We start from the raw sequence: 18,188 nt of genomic DNA, 5'->3' as shown, positions 1-18,188 counted from the left end.
AGCCGTCGTCTCGTCAGCCTCGCAGGTATGATCGCCACGGCTCTGTTGTTCGCTGCGCCCGCCGGCGCCGAGGAGCGCACGGTCAACTTCTACAACTGGTCGAACTACATGGCGCCTGATGTCCTCGAGGACTTCACCAGGGAAACCGGCATCAAGGTCGTCTACGATACGTTCGACGCCAACGAGACGCTGGAGACCCGGCTGCTCGCGGGCAAGTCGGGCTACGACGTCGTGGTGCCGACCGGTTATTTCCTGCAACGCCAGATCACCGCCAAGGTGTTTCTGAAACTCGACAAGTCGAAGTTGCCAAACCTCGCCAATGCGTGGCCCGTGGTGACCGGCCAGCTCGCGACCTACGATCCCGGCAATAATTACGGCGCCAACTACATGTGGGGCACCACGGGCATCGGCTACAACGTCAAGATGGCGGAGAAGATCCTCGGGCCCGGCGCGAAGATCGACAGCTGGGACATGGTGTTCAAGCCGGAGAACCTCGCCAAGTTCAAGGATTGTGGCGTCCACATGCTGGATTCCGCCGACGACATCCTGCCGGCGGCGCTGAGCTATCTCGGCCTCGACCCGAACTCGACCAAGCAGACGGATCTCGAGAAGGCCGCCGACCTCGTCATCAAGATCCGGCCCTATGTGCGCAAATTCCACTCGTCCGAGTATCTCAGCGCACTGGCCTCGGGCGAGATCTGCTTTGTGGTCGGCTGGTCGGGCGACATCATGCAGGCGCGCAGCCGGGCGGCGGAAGCCAACGGCGGCGTCGAGATCGGTTACACGATCCCGAAGGAGGGCGCGCAGATGTTCTTCGACAATCTGGCGATTCCGGCGGATGCAAAGAACGTCGCTGAGGCCTATGAACTGATCAACTACCTCTACCGTCCCGAGGTCGCGGCGAAGAATTCGAACTTCCTGTCCTACGCCAACGGCAATCTGGCGAGCCAGAAGCTGATCGATCCGAAGATCTTCAACGACAAGAACATCTATCCCGACGAGGCGGTGCAGAAGAAGCTGTTCGTGATCACGGCGCGCGATCCGGCGACGCAGCGGATCATCAACCGGCTGTGGACGCGGGTGAAGACCGGGAAGTGACGCGAAAAGCTGTTGCGGGATGAGCCGTCATTGCGAGCGCAGCGAAGCAATCCATATCGCCGCGATCGTTGAAGCATGGATTGCTTCGTCGCTTCGCTCCTCGCAATGACGGGGTAAGGCTACCGCTAGCCTACCGCCAGCGCCGGTGCAGCCAGAGCCACTGATCGGGATATTCGCGGACCCAGCCCTCGACGATGTCGGTGATCGCCTGCATCGTGCCCTGGATGTCGATCTCGCCGGTCGCATCGAACACCGGCTTCACTTCCTCGGTGACCTCGCCGCGGAAGCGACCGTCGGGCAGGCGGATGATCCGCGTGCCGTGGATCGGGCAGTCGATCTGCCGGCGCAGGCGCGCCAGCAGCGGATTGGCGGTGGTCTTGCGGCCGAAGAAGGTGACGGGAACGCCGTTGGTCAAATACTGGTCGACCAGCATCGCGACGTGCTGGCCGCGCTGAAGCGCCTGCGCCAGCTTGAGCGGCGCGTCACGACCGGCAGGCACCAGCGTGCCCAGGTTGACGGCTCGGATGCGTTCGATCGCACGGTCGGCGGCTTCGATGTTGGGGCGCCGGAACAGGATCGTCGCATCGAGCCCGTGTGCCGCCGCGGCAATCGGAGAGAGCTCCCAGTTGCCGAGATGTGCGGCAAAGAACAAGGCCGGTTTGCCGTCGTCACGCAACTGGTCGAACAGCTGCTTGCTGCGCTCCGAGAATTCGACGCGACCCGGCTTGTCGGGATTCCGGGGATCGTGGTCCCAGATGCGGTCGATGTGCGCGAATTCAGCGCCGATGCGTCCGAGGTTGTGCCAGACCCCCATCAGGATGTCTTCGATCTCCTGCGGCGACTTTTCGGGGAAGGCGGCTTTGAGGTTCTCGCGGCCGATGCGATCCTCACGCAGCCGGCGGCCGATGAAATGCGCGGCATGGCCAAAGAAGTTTGCGGTCTTGTCCGGATCGAAATAGCGCGTGGTCCGCAACAGACCGGTCGTCAGCCCGCCGATCGCCGCATCGGTCACGGGCTTTGCGGCATCACGCAGATGCGCTCGGGCGCGAAGGAGCAGGCGTTTCATCTGATGAGGCGAGGGCGCTAGGCCGGCTCGCGTGTCAGGATCAGCGAAGCGTTCTGCCCGCCGAACCCGAACGAGTTCGACATCACGGCGGTCACCTTGGCGTCACGCGCCTTGTTGCCGACCACGTCGAACGGGATCGCGGGATCCGGCACCTCGTAGTTGATGGTCGGCGGAATCCGCTGATGCTCCAGCGTGAGCAGCGAGAAGATCGCCTCGACCGCACCTGCAGCCGAGATGGTGTGGCCGACCATCGACTTGTTCGACGACACCGGAATGTTCTTGGTGTGCTCGCCGAACACCGCGGAGGTCGCAAGATATTCCATCTTGTCGTTTTCCGGCGTCGAGGTGCCGTGCGCGTTGATGTGATCGATCTGCTCGGGCTCCATGCCGGCGTCGGCGAGCGTCTTGCGCACGCAGCCGATCGCCGGCTTGCCGTCCGGAGCGGAGCGGGTGCGATGGAAGGAGTCGGTGAGCTCGCCGCAGCCGGCGACGACGCCGAGGATGCGGGCGCCGCGCGCCATCGCGGCCTCATAGCTCTCCAGCACCAGCGCGCCGGCGCCTTCGGCCATCACGAAGCCGTCGCGGTTCTTCGAGAACGGCTTCGAGGCGCCCTGCGGCGGATCGTTCTGGGTCGAGAGAGCCGAGAGCAGCGAGAAGCGCACCATGGCTTCGGGATTGACCGAGCCGTCGGTCGCGACGCACAGCGTGGCGTCGGTTTCGCCGCGGCGGATCGCCTCGACACCGAGCTGGATCGCGGTCGCGCCGGACGCGCAAGCCGTCGAGAGCGAGATCGGCGACCCCTTGGTGCCGAAGGTCTCGGCGAGGTTGAGCGCGACCGAGCCGAAGGTGAAGCGCCGGTGGAAGTGCGCAAACTTGCCGCCGCTGCAGGTCGCCAGATACTCGATGATGCCGAAGTCCTTGGTCGGAACCTCGCGCGCGACCTCGAGCCGCTGCGGCCATTCGGTTTCGATCGGCGCGACCGCGAGAAACAGCGGACCGGGGAAGTCGCCCTTGCTGCCGATGCCGGACTGCTCCAGCGCCTCCTCGGTCGCGATCTCAGCGAGACGCTGCGACAGGCTGGTCGAGGAGAACGGGTCGACGGTGACGAAATCGACGGCGCCTGCCATCGTCGTCTTCAGGCTGTCGAGCGGGAAGCGTGTCACGGTCTTGATGCCGGACTCGCCGGCGGTGAGGCGCTTCCAATTGTCGGTCTTGCCGCCGCCGAGCGACGTCACGATTCCCATGCCGGTCACGACGACGATCGGTCGGCCGAATTTATCGCGTGGTGCTGTCATGGTGTCCCCGTCGGTGCTTGCGCCGAATTACTTGACGGCCTCGACCAGTGCCATGCCTTCGCCCTGCCAGTGGCCGACCCCCAACACGACAATCTGGGTTGGCGCCCCGGTCTTTTCAACCTCCAGCCCGGTCGGGTCGTTGGCCGGATAGAGCGCGCCGCGGGAAATCGACAATGCGGCGAGCGCCAGCCCGAGCGGGAACTGGGCTTCCATGGTGTGCCCGAAGGTCGTTCCGGTGGCGCGGACGGCAAGGCCGGGATGCTGCCCGAGGAATTCGCGCTCCTCTGCGGTCGCAGGCTCGGCGCCGGTCGCGCCCGTGATCAGCACGGCGTTGTCGTTGCTTACCCCGAGCTGTGGCCACATCGCCTGCAGCGACTTGGTCACTGCGCCGGGCTGCTTGCGCTTGGCAAGGTCGGCGACCACCTTGGTCAGCTTGGCGTAGGGCTTGGCGCCGCGCGCCTCGGCGTGCTCGCGCGATTCCATCACCAGGAAGGCGCCGGCAGAGCCGATGGCGAAGCCCGGGTTGTTTCGGCGGGCCCACACCGACGCGTATTGATCCTTCAGGGCGAAGTCGCCGAACGAATAGAGCATCAAGAGGTCGCCGCGATCGCCATTATGGGCCGCGCCGACCAGCGCGATGTCGCTCTGTCCGGCCCCGATGCGCGCGACGGCGATCCGCGCGGCGTCGATGCTCGAGGCTTCCTCGCCCATGAAGGTGCGCGACGTCCCGCACACGCCGTGAACGATCGCGATGTTGCCGGCGAGCAGGTTCGAGAGCTGCGCCAGGAACAGCGTCGGGCGCAGCTCGTTCATCAGCTTTTCGTTGAGCAGGGCCGGCGGCAGCTTGCCCTGCGCATCGGCGTTCATGATCGCGAGGTCGACATTGAGGTCACGCTCGCCGCCACCAGCTGCGATGATCATGTCCATCCGCGACAGGATTTCCTGATCGCCTTTGACACCGGCGGAATCGAGCGCCAGCCCGGCGGCGTAGGTGCCGATCCGCTGCCACATCTCCATCTGACGCTGATCGCCTTTCTTGGGGATCTGGGCGTCGAAGCTCACGGGGGCGATCGGATGGATCACATATGGCGCGAGACGCGTGTCGTCGGCATTGACGCGCCTTTCGCCGAGCGCCTGCCAATGCGCGTCCAGCCCTTCGCCGAGCGAGGAGAGCAGGCCGATGCCAGTGATCCAGACTTCCTTCTCAGCCATTACTCATTGCCTGCAGCGGAAACCCGATCTTGTTGGCGAGCGCATCCATGTGCACACGCAAGTCGGGGCTTGGGAAGGGGATATGACGGAAGGTCAGCTCGGCGTTGCACTTGAGCTCCTTGCCGACGCGGACCTTCGCCGAGGTCACGGTGAAGCCTGAACCTTCGTGTTCGATCTTGGCTTCGATCGTCAGTGTCGAGCTGGGGCTAACGAAGCCACGCATCTTGGCTTCCTTGACCATGGCGAGGAAGGGCATGCGCTCGAACTTGGTGAGACCGAGGATCAGCCAGCCGGAGCTCTGGGCCATTGCTTCGGTGAGCAGCACGCCGGGCATGATCGGATAGCCCGGGAAGTGCCCCGCGAACACCGAGTGGCTGTCCGGCGGGACATCCGCCTCGACGACAATGGTCCTTGCGTCGAGGTTGAGGTCGACGATCCGATCGATCAGCTGAAAAGTTTCAAGCTGCATGATGGGCGATTACGAGGCTGAGCCCGTGCCCGCGTTCTTGGCCGCAACCAGCTCGTCGATGCGGTCGGCGAGATTCTGCAACACGAAGTACTGCTCCGTCGTGGCCTTGCCGTCGTTGACCTCCTGGGTCCACTTCTCGAGCGGCATCTTGATGCCGAAGGCCTTGTCGATGGCAAAGGCGATGTCGAGGAAGTCGAGGCTGTCGATCCCCAGATCGTCGATCGCGTGGCTCTCCGGCTTGATCGTATCGCGCGGGATGTCGCAGGTCTCCGCGATAATGTTGGCGATCTGCTCGAATGTGGAGGACATCATTAAGCCTTTGATATATTGAAGGTAATTCCGGGTCGGCTCGGAGGAGGCGGGCGCGGTGCCCCGGATTGCCTGATTGCTGCTGCCGGAGTCGTGTGCCCGTATATCGGAGCAGGGCCGTTAGTTCAATGGAGCTTGGCCGGGCTGGCGAGGACGGTTTTTGGGTACGGTTCCAGCTCGCCTAGCCGCGTGGCACCACCGTAATCTTCGCGCAATCCCGGCGTCCCATCAGCACGCAATCCTGGGTCTTGCGCAAATCGGCGATGCTCATGGCGAGCCAGATGCCGATCGCGGTGAGCGCCACGGTGAAGGCGAAGGCGGCGATGTTGGCGAGCATGCGCTGACGGAAATCATCCGGCTCCTCGCGCGGCTTCTCATAGCGGGAAAGGTCGTTGGCGACTGAAACAGGAGCTATGGAAGCCGGGCGGGCCGATCGGACCGGCTCCTCGCGCTTGCCGGGTGGCTGCGCCGAGGTACGCGGCCGGAATTTGAGCACCACGTGCTCGTCATCCGAGGAAATTGGCCGCTGCGTCTTCACTGTTGTCAGTCCGGTCGCGTCGCCGCTCATGTCTAGCACGTTCGCTGCGCTTCACACAAATCATGATGCGCGCAGAGGTGGTATTTATCCTTCGATGGTCTCGTGGAACCGACTGTAGTCGATCCGCAGCCGGCCGTCGTCGGTCGCCTGCAGGATCTCGGCGTAGCGATGGCCGAAGCGGATGTCGACATGCTCGTAGGATTTTCGCGCGTGCACGTTTTGCGCTGCAACGTCGTCATAGCCCGACACGATGAGGCCGAGCCCGGCATTGACGGCTTCCAGGCCCGCGGCGTCGAGGCCGTAGAGCGGACTGTCCTGGTCGATCACATGAAACAGGGTCCAGCTCAGCGCCAGCGCCGGGCTCTCGCTGCGCAGGAGCGGCAGTTCGTAGAACCGGCGGTAGGGCATGCCTTCCTTGCTGACGCCGTTCTTGAACAGCCACAGCCGCGCGGTGGCGTTGGCGATGATGTTGTGCCGCTCGTTGGCCATACGGATCATCAACGTGAGCTGGCCCTCATGGTCCGAGATCACGGGATTGTCGGCGAACAGCAGCCGCGCGCTCGGCCGCGAGAAGCGGGCGAAGATCAGCCCGGTCATCAGCGACATCGAGAAGATACCGGTGAAGAGTTCGATCGTGGCGATGAAGTGCCCGTAGTGCGTCTGCGGGTGCATGTCGCCATAGCCCGCGGTCGAGAGCGTCTCGATGCTGAAATAGAGGTAGTCGACGTATTGGCCGTCAGGCACGTTGGCGATCGGATGATCGCCGAGCCAATACAACAAGGCGAAGACGGCGTTGAAGCTGATGAACACCATTGCTGCACCGCCAATAAAGGCGGGCCAGGATGCTGTCATGCAACGATGGCTGATGTCTGCCCAGAAACTGAGCTCCAGCCCCTCGGTCACGACCTCGCGGTTGCCGAGACGGATGGTGCGCGCCTTCGCGCGTTCGCTTGCTCTCAATGCCATTCCGTCGAACCGGCTCTTCCGCCTGCCTGTGACATCATGTCATAATGGAACCCATTCCGGAGTGCCGGTCAAACGGGAGTGCATATCATGGCCCATACGCGCGAGCCTTACGTCAAACCGGTCCCGATCCTGTCGTTGCGGCCGACCCAGATGACGGTCGGCATGCATGAGGTGAAGGAGAAGCGGAAGCGCTGGCGCGAGCACAGTTCGGACAAGAAGCGCGCCGAGCTGCTCGGCAAGCACATGATCCCGGTGGTGCATGGTCCCGACGATCGCTACTACGTGGTCGATCATCATCACATGGCGCGAGCGCTGCACGAGGAGGGCGTCAAGGACATCCTGGTCACGGTGATCGGCGATCTCACGATGGTCGAGCGTGACGTGTTCTGGGGCGTAATGGACAACAAGCGCTGGGTCTATCCCTACAACTCCAAGGGCGAGCGCTGCCACTTCAAGGACATTCCGAAGTCGATCAAGGATCTCAAGGACGATCCGTTCCGCAGTCTGGCCGGCGAGATGCGCCGGGCCGGCGGCTTCGCCAAGGACACGACGCCGTTCAGCGAATTCCTGTGGGCCGATTTCCTGCGCCGCCACATCCCGCGCAAGACGGTGGAGAACAATTTCGCCAAGGCGCTGGAGAAGGGGCTGGCGCTGGGTCGCAGCGGGGGAGCGGTCTATCTGCCCGGCTGGTGCGGACCGGCATCCGACGACTGACCGGGCGCGGTCTCCGGTCCGTTCTGGTCCTCTTTGCCGCCGAGCGCGTGGTGCAGCCACCGCTCGGTCCGCTTGCCGAAGGTCAGCAGCAGAAATGCCAGCAAGAGCGCGGTGAGCACGATCGGCCAATGTCCGGCGCCGCAGACGATCCCGACGCATGCGGCGAAGAACGCGCATGCGGCGCTCGTCAGGCCGTGGACGTGAAAACGGTCGCCCCGCCGGACGATCACGCCAGCGCCGAGAAAGCCGATCCCGGTCAGCACGCCCTGAATCACGCGGCTGACCGCATCGGTGAATTTCCCGGGATCGACCCCATGCAAGGCCAGCAGCACGACGGTCGCGGTCGAGAGGCTGACGAGGCCGAGCGTCTTCAGGCCGATCGGCTTGCCGCGCAGGTCGCGGTCGAGCCCGATCGCGCTGCCGGCAAGCGTCGCCGCGCCGAGACGCAGGATGATCTCGCTCCAGTCTGCCAAGGCGTCCTCTATTTCGGCTGCCGGCCGAGCATGTAGAATTCGCTGTTCGGCCGCATGCCGGTGACGTTCGCAAGCCGGTTCGAGAGCGCGAAGAAGGCCGCGACCGCGGCGATATCCCAGACGTCGTCGTCGCTGAAGCCGTGCGCGGCGAGCGCCGCGAAATCCGCCTCCGAGACTTCCTCGGCCGCGCGGCTAACCTTGATCGCGAAATCGAGCATCGCGCGCTGCCGCGGCGTGATGTCGGCCTTGCGGTAGTTGACTGCGATCTGGTCGGCGATCTCCGGGTTCTTGGCGCGGATGCGCAGGATCGCGCCATGGGCGATCACGCAATACTGGCACTGGTTGGCGGCGCTGGTCGCCACCACGATCATCTCGCGCTCGGCCTTGGAGAGGCCGGAGTCCTTCTCCATCAGCGCGTCGTGATAGGCGAAGAAGGCGCGAAACTCGTCGGGGCGGTAGGCCAGCGTGAGGAATACGTTCGGCACGAAGCCGGACTTCTCCTGCACCGCCAGGATGCGGGTGCGGACGTCCTCGGGGAGCTTGTCGAGAGCGGGCGTCGGGAAGCGTTTTGCGGTCGGCTGCGTCATGAGATGGTTCCGGCGTGCCGCGGGGACGCGGCGTCACGCGAAACCATAGTGGATGACGGCCTGGGCGCAAGGCGCATCGGCGCCCTGCCATGGTGATGCTAAGGCATGATCCGGAAAAGTGTGAAGCGGTTTTCCGACGAGATCATGCCCAAACAAGGAGCTAAAGCGCGACGATGATCGCGCTTTAGCGCAGCGGCTTCTTGAGGAGCGAGAAGCGGTCCGGATCGAGGCCCATTGACGGCTGCAGCATCGGCGCCTCGGCGGGCGCCATGGTGCGCGGCGGTGCCGCCGGAGCGTTGAAGTTGGCATCGCCGCTCGGCGAATCGCGATGCGAGGTGGCGCCGCGCCAGCGCTCCAGCACGGCGCTGACGAAATGCATGTCATGGCCGGCGGTGACCGACGGCACCGTCGCGATGGTGGCCTCGCCGCGCGGCAACTGGTGCGGCGGCACCTCCTTGAAGCGCAGCCGGGTCGGCAGCGCCACGCCTTCGCCGAACGCCAGCACCTCGCGGGTGCCGAGCGAGGGTACGAATGACAGCAGGTTGGCGGCGGCATCCGACACCGCCGAGCGTAGCAGCGCCTGGTCGCGGTCGTTGGCGAGCCGCATCGTGAACAGCGTGTTGCACTGGGAGATGATGGTGGCGTCGAGCTCGGCCGGACGCTGGGTGATCAGGCCGAGATAGACGCCGTATTTGCGGCCCTCCTTGGCGATTCGCGACACCGCCTTGCGGGTCGGCCCGAAGCCGATGTTGCGGTCGGCGGAGGCGTAGCGGTGCGCTTCCTCGCAGACGAACAGCATCGGCGAGACGCCGTCGCTCCACAGCCCGAAATCGAACGCCATGCGGCACAGCACCGACACCACGGAATCGACGACTTCGGCGGGGAAGCCGGCGAGCTGCATGATGGTCATCGGCTTGCCGTTGGCGGGCAGGCGGAACAGATGGCTGATCACCTCGGCCATGGTATCGCCGCCGACATTGGCATTGTCGAACATGAAGGCGTAGCGGGGATCGTTGCGCACCGCGTCGATGCGCGAGATCAGCTTGTGATAGATGATGCGCGAGGAGCGGTTCTCGAGCTTGCCCATGCGCTCGTCGATCAGCGAGATCAGGTCGACGAGGCGGTAGGGTACCGGCGTATCGACGGTGTAGCCGACCTGCTTGGGGTCGATGCGCTTCAGTCCGAGACCGACCCGGTCGGAGTTCTGGTACTGGGTGTAGATGCCCTTCGCCATCGGGATCACTTCGGCGAGGATGTCGAGCTCTTCGGGCACGCCGGGCCGACCGCCGAACAGCACGTCGACGATCTCTTCGAAGTTGAACAGCCAGAACGGCAGCTTCAGGTTTCGCGGGTTGAGCACCTGCGCGCGCTCGCCGAAGCAGCGGCCGTATTCGTTGTGCACGTCGAGCAGGAAGATGCGCAGGTTCGGCCGCGACTTCAGGATCTCGTTGAGCAGCAGCGACACGCCGGTGGATTTGCCGACGCCGGTCGAGCCGAGCACCGCGAAGTGCTTGGACAACATTTCCTCGACGTCGACATAGGCGATCACTGAACGATCCTGCTGCAGCGTGCCGACATTGATCTGGTCCGAGCCGCTCGGCGCATAGACCGTGCGCAGCTCCTGGTTGGTGATCAGGTCGGTGCTGTCGCCGATGGTCGGATAGTGCGTGACACCGCGCTGGAACTTCGGGCGGTCGCCGCCGAGAATTTCGCCGAGCAGGTCGACCGAGGCGGTCGCCATGTATTCGTCGGACGCCGCCAGATTCTCGCACGACACTTCGGTGATCATGGCGACGATGACCGAGCTCGCGCAGCGGATGCTGACGAACCGGCCGACGGTCGCGCGCATTTCTGATAGCTGCATCTGGCCGCCGGCCAGCAGCCCAACCCGGGCCTGCGAGCCGCGTACAGAGATCACACGTCCGAAGGATGTCACAGTTCCAGCCTGGCTAGTTGGCAAAATCTAAATGTCCGGACCAATATGCGCGCCCGGGTTTGGAAAAACCGTTAAATCGCCGGGGGTGCACATCGGCTAAATCTACACTTTCCCGGTGACGATTTGTTTCTATCGTGCCGCGAGATTGCGTGTCGTCGCGTGCATCGGCGGCGAAATCGTCGCTTTCCGGCACAGCCGGGCCTGTTTTGCGGCTTTTTCCGTTAAGGCGGGATTCACCATCTCCGTGGAGGGCATCGGCGGCTCCGTAGGCTTACGGGAGTTTCGGCGGGATGTGTTCTGTTCTGTCTCCAGGTATCGTGTAACCGATTGCTAACTGCGAGTTGTAACGACCTTTCCATCAGTGCTGCGTAACGATGCCGCGCTCGGGAGAGATCAGCGTGCGCATCGAACACCGCAATTCATCGTCAGGAAATGCCGACGCCGGCACGACCAAGGGGCTGGCGTTCTGTGCCGGCCTGCTGGTGGGCAGCCTGTTCGGAAGCGCGACCGCGCAGTGGAGCGAGCGCGAAGGCCTGCTGATGGCGGCCTTCGCGATCATGGCCGTGATCGTCTTCCTGTTGCTGAAGCGGCACGAAGTCTCCGACGCGCGACTCGCCGCCGAACGTCGCAATCTGATGACCGCCGTGAACAACATTCCGCAGGGCCTCGTGCTGTACGATGCCTCGGCGCGCATCATCATCTGCAACCGTCCCTACATCGAGATGTTCGGGCTGTCGCCCGACGTGGCGAAACCGGGCAGCACCATGCAGCAGCTGATCGCGCACCGGCAGCAGACCGGCTCGTTCGATGGCGACGTCGACGATTTCTGCGATGCCATCATCGGCAACGTGAAGCTCGGCCGGGCTACGCGGCAGCTGACGCAGGCGCCGGGCGGGCGCGCGATCGAGATCGTCAACAAGCCGCTGCCGGAAGGCGGCTGGGTGGCGACCATCGAGGACATCACCGATCGCGCGCGCACCGAAAACAAGATCGCCCACATGGCGCACTACGATGCGCTCACCGATCTGCCCAACCGTGTCCTGTTCCGCCAGCGCCTGGAGCAGGCGCTGAAAACGATCAGGCCGGATCAGCAACTTGCGGTGATGTATATCGACATCGACGAGTTCAAGAGCGTCAACGACGCGCTCGGCCATCAGATCGGCGACGAACTGCTTGGCGCAATCGCCGATCGGCTGCGCAGCTGCGTCGGTGAAACCGATGTCGCGGCGCGGCTCGGCGGTGACGAGTTTGCCGTGATCCAGACCGCCGTCCGCGATCAGACCGAGACCATGCAACTCCTCGCAGCGATCTATCAGGCGATCCGCCAGCCGATCGATTGCAGCGGGCATCTGATCACCACCGATGCCAGCATCGGCATCGCCGTTGCGCCCGCCGACGGCCTCGACCTCGATCAATTGCTGCGCAACGCCGACCTCGCGCTCTATGGCGCGAAGAACGACGGCCGCCGCACCTACCGGTTCTTCGAAACCGGCATGGATGCGCGCGCCAAGGCGCGGCGCAGCCTCGAACTGGAATTGCGCCAGGCCATCGCCGACAGCAGCTTCGAGCTGCACTATCAGCCGCTGCTCCATCTCGAGGACGGCAAGGTCAGCTGCTGCGAGGCATTGGTGCGCTGGCGGCATCCGGAACGCGGCACCATCTCGCCCGCCGATTTCATCCCGGTCGCCGAGGACACCGGCCTGATCAACGATCTCGGGCACTGGGTGCTCAACACCGCGTGCCGGGAAGCGGTGAACTGGCCCGATCACATCAACGTCGCGGTCAACGTGTCTCCGATTCAGTTCAAGAGCCAGACGCTGGCGCTGAACGTCGCCGCCGCGCTCGCAGCGTCGGGGCTCGCGCCTGCGCGGCTCGAGCTCGAGATCACCGAAGCCGTGCTGATCCGCGACGACGACGCGGCGCTCGATGTCCTGCATCAGCTGCGCGAGCTCGGCGTCCGCATCGCGCTCGACGATTTCGGCACCGGCTATTCGTCGCTGAGCTATCTGCAGCGCTTCCCCTTCGACAAGATCAAGATCGACCGCGCCTTCATCAAGGATCTCGCCGGGACCGGTGCGTCGTCCACCATCGTCCAGGCCGTCGTGAACATTGCCGCCGCGAGCGACATGACGACGACCGCGGAGGGCGTCGAGACCGAGCAGCAGCGCAATCTGCTTCGCATCCTCGGCTGCACCGAGATGCAGGGCTATCTGTTCAGCCGGCCGGTGCCGGATCTCGAGATCCGCAAGCTCCTGTCGTCGCATCGCGAGAGGGCCGTTTCGGTCGCCTGACCGCCGGCCTCGGCCGCTTTCAATATGCGATTTTCCTGTATGTCGATGAACCCGGCGGCAACCGTGTCGAGGTCGCCAACGCCGGCGCGCGCCTGATCCTGGCGCCGGACTGGAAGCCGATCGTCTGGACCGAGGAGGAGCGCAAGAGGGGCCAGACCAGGGGGTTGAAGACGATCGGGTCGTTCCACACCCACGGCACGCCGCCGGTGGCCGGTTAGGCAGATCGCGCGCGTCGATACGCCGCCGCGAACGCCCGCGGTCGATGACGACAACATGCGCGCATCGTCGATATGATCCGGCTTCGAGCGAAGCTGCGCGACACGTGGATCGATGGGAGCAGGCACGATGGCTGGCAAGACGCCCAGGACGTCGGCGAAAGGCGCGAAAAAGAGCGCAAAGAGGAAAACTGCGAAGCGAGGGGCTGCAAAGCCGCGCCTGCTGGCAGGCGGCAATCCGCAGATCGCAAAGGGGTATGGCGACGCTCCGGTGCAAGCCTATATCGCTGCGATGCCGGGATGGAAGCGCGACGTCGGACACCGGCTTGACGCACTCATCGTGCGCACCGTTCCTGGCGTGCATAAGGCAGTGAAGTGGAACTCGCCGCTCTACGGCATGGACGGTGAGGGTTGGTTCCTCGGCATCCATGTCTTCACGCGCTACGTCAAAGTCGCGTTCTTTCGCGGCGCGTCGCTGTGTCCGATGCCGCCCGGCGAGTCCAAGCAGCAGCACATGCGCTATCTCGACATTCATGAGAACGACGAGATCGACGAAGCCCGGTTCACCGCCTGGGTGAAGCAAGCCAGTCGATTGCCCGGCGAGCGGATGTGAGAGGGCAGGTCAGGATCGGCGAGCAACGGCTAAGACGTGCCGTCGATGCAGCCCTGCGCGCTGGATCATTGCCTCGCCGCGGGCGTTTGGTGTTAGGCTGCATCGCCTAACGTCAGAGGAAAACGTCGATGAGCGAACACACGAGGGACAAGCGCGTGCGAGAGGCGTCTCGCAGGCGATTCCTTCAGGCGGGCGCAGCACTGGCTGGGGGCTCCGCGATAGCTGGAGTTGCCGGTACTACCGCGCTTGCCGAACAGGGGAATAATCTTCCGCCCAACGTGCCGGAATGGATGAAAGCGCCTGGCGAGGCGATGGGAAGCCAGCCCTATGGCACGCCGTCGGTCCACGAGAAGGGCGTCGTCAAGAACATCTCGAAGACGCTGCCGCAATACATCTCCGCGTCGGGCCGTACGCCGTTGCAGGAGCTCGACGGCATCATTACGCCGAACGGCTTATTCTACGAACGCCACCATGGCGGCGTGCCGACCATCGATCCGGCCGAGCATCGGCTGATGTTGCACGGCATGGTCGATCGCCCGCTGGTGTTCACGATGGAGGACATCCGTCGCTTTCCATCGCAATCGCGCATCCACTTCATCGAGTGCTCAGGCAATCCGGTCTACACCAAGCCCTACGGCAAGACGGCCTCCGATCTCGTCGGCCTCTTGAGCTGCGCGGAATGGACCGGCGTGCCGCTGAAGACGGTGCTCGACGAAGCGGGCCTGCAGGCGGGCGCCAAATGGATCGTAGCCGAAGGCGCCGATGCCGCTGCGCTGACGCGCTCGATCCCGATCGAGAAATGCCTCGACGATGCCATGCTGGTCTACAGCCAGAACGGCGAGCGGCTGCGTCCGCAGCAGGGCTATCCGCTGCGGCTGCTGTTGCCGGGCTTCGAAGGCAACATGAACGTGAAATGGCTGCGCCGGCTCAAGGTGGTCGCCGAGCCGGCCTATTCGCGCGAGGAGACCTCGAAATACACCGACCCGATGCCGGACGGCACGTCGCGCGAATTCACCTTCTACATGGAGGCCAAGTCGATCATTACGCGGCCATCCGGCGGCCAGAAGCTGACCACGCATGGCTTTCACGAGATCACCGGGATCGCCTGGAGCGGCCACGGCAAGATCAAGAGCGTCGAGATCTCGCTCGACGAGGGCAAGAGCTGGCAGCAGGCGGAGCTGCAAGAGCCGGTGCTGACGCGCGCGCTCACGCGCTTCCGCTTGCCCTGGCACTGGGACGGCACTCCCGCGGTGATCCAGAGCCGCGCCGTCGACGAGACCGGCTACGTGCAGCCGACGCTGGCCGAATTGGTGGCGGTGCGCGGTCTCAACTCATTCTACCACAACAACGCGATCTGGCCCTGGCGCATCGATGCGAATGGTGAGGTGACCAATGGCCAGGCGTAAGCTCAAGGCGGTGCTTGTCGTGGGCGCGATCGCGATGCTTGCCGCTGGGGCGCAGGCTGAGGATCGCTTTGGCATCGGGCGTCCGGCAACACCCGCCGAGATCGCGGGCTGGAACATCGACATCGGTCGCGATGGCTCCAACCTGCCGCCGGGCAGCGGCAGCGTCGAACGCGGCCGCACCGTGTTCGCCGAGCAGTGCGCGGCGTGCCACGGCGACAACGGGCAGGGCGCCGTCGGCGACCGCCTGGTCGGCGGACAGGGCTCACTGGCGAGCCCAAAGCCGATCCGCACCGTCGGCAGCTACTGGCCCTATGCTCCGACCCTGTTCGACTACATCCGCCGCGCGATGCCGCAGAATGCGCCGCAGTCGCTGAGCAATGAGGACGTCTACGCGGTGTCCGCCTACATTCTCAGCCTCAACGGCATCGTCCCCGCCAACGCGGTGCTCGACGCGAAGTCGCTCGCCGCCGTCAAGATGCCGAACCGCGACGGATTCGTCGCCGACCCGAGGCCTGACGTCCATAATCGGTGAAGCGCGGGCCGGACGGCCGTCGCGCGCCGTTGTCGTCGCGCCGCGCCGGCGGCCGCCTCGCGCCATTGTGACCTGGCGGCCCCTGCTTCAGGAGTTTGGCCGTCACCACATCGGATTAGGGCACAGGGACGGCGCTGCCGCCCGTGCGCAGCTATTGGGCGAATTTCAATCGATGCATCGGAGAGGTCCTTTGGCCGGACTGAAGGCCGTCGCAGCTGCCGTGCTGCTCGTGGGAATGACGCTCACGCCGGTCTCGGCCCAGATTTCGGAGCCGGCGCTTCTCGACGCGCAAAATCCGGGGCGGAGCGCCATCAACGGCGGCGCCCTGACGCCATGGGGTGAGGCCCAGCAGGCGCAGCAACGTGGCGGCAATCCGGCGAATGCCTATGGCGCCATACCGGCGGCACCGTCCTCGTCCTGCGCGCGCTATCGTTCGTTCGATCCTGCGTCCGGCACCTTCCTTGGCCGCGACGGCCGCCGCCATCCCTGCCAATAGGGTCTCGCATTCCGCTTCGTGGTGGATAAGCGCGCCGGCTATCACCCGGTGCGCCAACCACCGCATGTCGGTTGCGCTATAGTGCGCCGATCGCGTCGGGTCCCGCCGGACCCGAACGGCGGAGGCAATTGGCGTGACAGACACCCTGGCCGGTTTCTGGGACCGAAAGTCAACCGCGGAGCTGTTGCGGGAAGCGGCGCGTGCCGACGGCGACGCGGAGACGCCGGTCTTCAAGCGCTCGCTCTCGGCGTTGCAGTTGGTCGCGCTCGGCGTCGGCGGCATCATCGGCGCCGGCATCTTCGTGCTGACGGGCCATGCGGCGGCCGCGAATGCCGGACCTGCCGTCACGCTGTCCTTCATGCTTGGCGCCGTCGCCTGCGCCTTCGCCGGCCTGTGCTACGCCGAGATGTCGTCGACGGTGCCGATCTGCGGCAGTGCCTACACTTACGCGTATGCCACGCTCGGCGAGCTGATCGCCTGGATCATCGGCTGGGATCTGATCCTCGAATACGCGGTCGGCGCCATCGCGGTCTCGGTCGGATGGTCCGGCTATTTCGTCAGCTTCATGCGCGATTTCGGCATCAACCTGCCGCAGCAATTCACCTCGGCGCCGCTCGCCTACGACGCCAACAGCGGTGCGTGGTCGTCGACCGGCGCGGTCATCAACATCCCGGCGATGGCGATTGTCGCTTTCGTCACCATGCTGCTCGTGGTCGGCATTCGCGAGTCCGCGCGCTTCACCGGCTTCGTCGTCGTGGTGAAGCTCGTCGTCATCGCATTGTTTCTCGCCGCCGCAGCGTCCTCGGTCTCGCTGGCGAACTGGGTGACGGCGGGCAATCCGCAGGGCGCACTGATCCCGCCGAGTGCCGGTCCCGGCGCGTTCGGCTGGTCCGGCGTGATCCGCGGCGCGGCCGTGGTGTTCTTCGCCTATATCGGCTTCGACGCGATCTCGACCGCAGCGCAGGAGGCGAAGACGCCCGAGCGCGACATGCCGATCGGCATCCTCGGCTCGCTCGTGATCTGCGCCGCGCTCTATGTCGCGGTCGGCTTCGTGCTGACCGGCATCGTGCCGTACGACAAGCTCAGCGTGCCCGATCCCATCGCGGTCGGCATCGATGCCGTCGGCATCGGCTGGCTCGGTCCCTTCATCAAGCTCGGCATCCTGTTCGGGCTGACATCGGTGATCCTGATCATGCTGCTCGCGCAGCCGCGGATCTTCCGCGCCATGGCGCATGACGGGCTGCTGCCGGGCATCGCCGCCAGGATCCATCCGCGCTTCCAGACGCCCTATGTCTCGACCATCTTCGCCGGCAGCGTCGCTGCAATGCTCGGCGGGCTACTGCCGATCGGTCTGGTCGGCGAACTCGTTTCGATCGGCACGCTGTTCGCGTTCACCGTGGTCTCGATCGGAACGCTGGTGCTGCGTGTCCGCGATCCGGACCTGCCGCGCCCGTTCAAGGCGCCGGCGATCTGGCTGGTGGCGCCGGCAGCCGCGGCTACCTCGCTGTTCCTGATGTTCGGCCTGCCGCTCGACACCTGGATCAGGCTCGCGGTGTGGCTCGTGATCGGGCTCGTGATCTATACGGCCTATGGCCGGCGCCACAGCCGGCTGCGGGCGAGGGGTCGGGGGTAGGCAGGGCGGCTCCGGCTATCCGCATCATTGCGAGGAGCGGAGCGACGAAGCAATCCATCGTTCCGCATATGCTGAGACAATGGATGACTTCGCTTCGCTCGCAATAACGGTGAGGAGATTCCGACCAAGTGTCCAACAGCGTTGGGCTGTGCGTCCGCATTCTCGCGACGGGAATAGTCCGAGTCTTGCGTCATTTTCCAGCCTCTCAATAAGCAGAGGGCGCGGGAAAGCCTGGCGCCGGTCGCTCCCATGGGTCCCATGCAACAAGAAGCACGGGAAGTAGGAGACCACAGGTGAAACCGGATCGTTCCGGCTTTCCCGCGCGCAATAGCTGGCTGC

General features: G+C 64.8%; 18 protein-coding genes and 1 pseudogene. 9 read left to right on the top strand and 10 right to left on the bottom strand.

Annotation, left to right across the window (positions count from 1 at the left end):
- The first annotated feature begins 27 nt into the window (after nucleotides 1-27).
- Nucleotides 28-1,098: a polyamine ABC transporter substrate-binding protein gene (locus ACVISU_RS04740; protein ID WP_456710756.1), complete on the top strand. Its 1,071-nt coding sequence runs from the start codon at nucleotides 28-30 to the stop codon at nucleotides 1,096-1,098.
- Nucleotides 1,099-1,228: 130 nt separating this feature from the next.
- On the opposite strand, the gene ACVISU_RS04735 is transcribed toward ACVISU_RS04740, so the two are convergent.
- The 7 genes from ACVISU_RS04735 to ACVISU_RS04705 form a co-directional block, all read right to left on the bottom strand.
- Nucleotides 1,229-2,164, bottom strand: coding sequence for a lipid A biosynthesis lauroyl acyltransferase (locus ACVISU_RS04735; protein WP_456706162.1), 936 nt, complete (start codon nucleotides 2,162-2,164; stop codon nucleotides 1,229-1,231).
- Between the two features lie 17 nt (nucleotides 2,165-2,181).
- On the bottom strand, nucleotides 2,182-3,459 hold the full coding sequence (locus tag ACVISU_RS04730) for a beta-ketoacyl-ACP synthase (RefSeq protein ID WP_063695180.1): 1,278 nt from the start codon (nucleotides 3,457-3,459) through the stop codon (nucleotides 2,182-2,184).
- Between the two features lie 27 nt (nucleotides 3,460-3,486).
- Nucleotides 3,487-4,671: a beta-ketoacyl-ACP synthase gene (locus tag ACVISU_RS04725; RefSeq protein WP_050404657.1), complete on the bottom strand. Its 1,185-nt coding sequence runs from the start codon at nucleotides 4,669-4,671 to the stop codon at nucleotides 3,487-3,489.
- Complete coding sequence (locus tag ACVISU_RS04720; protein ID WP_456706161.1) at nucleotides 4,664-5,140, bottom strand: 3-hydroxyacyl-ACP dehydratase FabZ family protein; 477 nt, start codon at nucleotides 5,138-5,140, stop codon at nucleotides 4,664-4,666. The genes ACVISU_RS04725 and ACVISU_RS04720 overlap by 8 nt, the downstream gene beginning before the upstream one ends.
- 9 nt (nucleotides 5,141-5,149) lie before the next feature.
- Nucleotides 5,150-5,449, bottom strand: coding sequence for an acyl carrier protein (locus tag ACVISU_RS04715; RefSeq protein ID WP_021081038.1), 300 nt, complete (start codon nucleotides 5,447-5,449; stop codon nucleotides 5,150-5,152).
- 181 nt (nucleotides 5,450-5,630) lie between these two features.
- Nucleotides 5,631-5,987 carry a hypothetical protein gene (locus tag ACVISU_RS04710; RefSeq protein ID WP_050404703.1) on the bottom strand — a complete coding sequence of 119 codons (357 nt, stop codon included), beginning with the start codon at nucleotides 5,985-5,987 and terminating at the stop codon, nucleotides 5,631-5,633.
- Between the two features lie 84 nt (nucleotides 5,988-6,071).
- A complete protein-coding gene (locus ACVISU_RS04705; protein WP_456706160.1) occupies nucleotides 6,072-6,947 on the bottom strand; it encodes an ion channel in 876 nt (291 codons plus the stop codon).
- 93 nt (nucleotides 6,948-7,040) lie between these two features.
- Here ACVISU_RS04705 and ACVISU_RS04700 point away from each other — a divergent pair, with 93 nt between their 5' ends.
- The gene (locus tag ACVISU_RS04700) at nucleotides 7,041-7,667 is read left to right on the top strand and encodes a ParB-like protein (protein WP_050404654.1); all 627 of its coding nucleotides are present in this window, start codon (nucleotides 7,041-7,043) and stop codon (nucleotides 7,665-7,667) included.
- On the opposite strand, the gene ACVISU_RS04695 is transcribed toward ACVISU_RS04700, so the two are convergent.
- The 3 genes from ACVISU_RS04695 to ACVISU_RS04685 form a co-directional block, all read right to left on the bottom strand.
- Entirely contained in the window at nucleotides 7,628-8,140 is a 513-nt protein-coding gene (locus tag ACVISU_RS04695) for an MgtC/SapB family protein (protein ID WP_456706159.1), read from the bottom strand. The genes ACVISU_RS04700 and ACVISU_RS04695 overlap by 40 nt on opposite strands.
- An 8-nt stretch (nucleotides 8,141-8,148) precedes the next feature.
- Complete coding sequence (locus tag ACVISU_RS04690) at nucleotides 8,149-8,727, bottom strand: peroxidase-related enzyme (RefSeq protein WP_050404652.1); 579 nt, start codon at nucleotides 8,725-8,727, stop codon at nucleotides 8,149-8,151.
- 184 nt (nucleotides 8,728-8,911) lie between these two features.
- Entirely contained in the window at nucleotides 8,912-10,663 is a 1,752-nt protein-coding gene (locus tag ACVISU_RS04685) for an ATP-binding protein (protein ID WP_157113200.1), read from the bottom strand.
- A gap of 398 nt (nucleotides 10,664-11,061) precedes the next feature.
- Between ACVISU_RS04685 and ACVISU_RS04680 the strand changes: the two genes are divergently transcribed.
- The 7 genes and pseudogenes from ACVISU_RS04680 (at nucleotide 11,062) to ACVISU_RS04650 (ending at nucleotide 17,849) form a co-directional block, all read left to right on the top strand.
- A complete protein-coding gene (locus ACVISU_RS04680) occupies nucleotides 11,062-12,954 on the top strand; it encodes a putative bifunctional diguanylate cyclase/phosphodiesterase (RefSeq protein ID WP_430641488.1) in 1,893 nt (630 codons plus the stop codon).
- Between the two features lie 20 nt (nucleotides 12,955-12,974).
- Nucleotides 12,975-13,172 (top strand): annotated as a pseudogene (locus ACVISU_RS04675) (catechol 2,3-dioxygenase); the annotation flags it as partial.
- A gap of 127 nt (nucleotides 13,173-13,299) precedes the next feature.
- Nucleotides 13,300-13,782, top strand: a complete 483-nt coding sequence (locus ACVISU_RS04670) for a DUF1801 domain-containing protein (RefSeq protein WP_456706158.1) — start codon at nucleotides 13,300-13,302, stop codon at nucleotides 13,780-13,782.
- Nucleotides 13,783-13,910: 128 nt separating this feature from the next.
- Nucleotides 13,911-15,188, top strand: coding sequence for a sulfite dehydrogenase (gene soxC / locus ACVISU_RS04665; RefSeq protein ID WP_050404649.1), 1,278 nt, complete (start codon nucleotides 13,911-13,913; stop codon nucleotides 15,186-15,188).
- Entirely contained in the window at nucleotides 15,175-15,720 is a 546-nt protein-coding gene (locus ACVISU_RS04660) for a c-type cytochrome (protein ID WP_456706157.1), read from the top strand. Before soxC ends, ACVISU_RS04660 begins: the two co-directional genes overlap by 14 nt.
- Before the next feature lie 190 nt (nucleotides 15,721-15,910).
- Entirely contained in the window at nucleotides 15,911-16,216 is a 306-nt protein-coding gene (locus ACVISU_RS04655) for a BA14K family protein (protein ID WP_456706156.1), read from the top strand.
- A gap of 145 nt (nucleotides 16,217-16,361) precedes the next feature.
- Nucleotides 16,362-17,849, top strand: coding sequence for an amino acid permease (locus ACVISU_RS04650; RefSeq protein WP_456710755.1), 1,488 nt, complete (start codon nucleotides 16,362-16,364; stop codon nucleotides 17,847-17,849).
- Nucleotides 17,850-18,188 lie beyond the last annotated feature (339 nt).

The organism is Bradyrhizobium sp. USDA 4452 (assembly GCF_054063575.1).
This window is presented reverse-complemented; position numbering and strand designations above follow the sequence as displayed.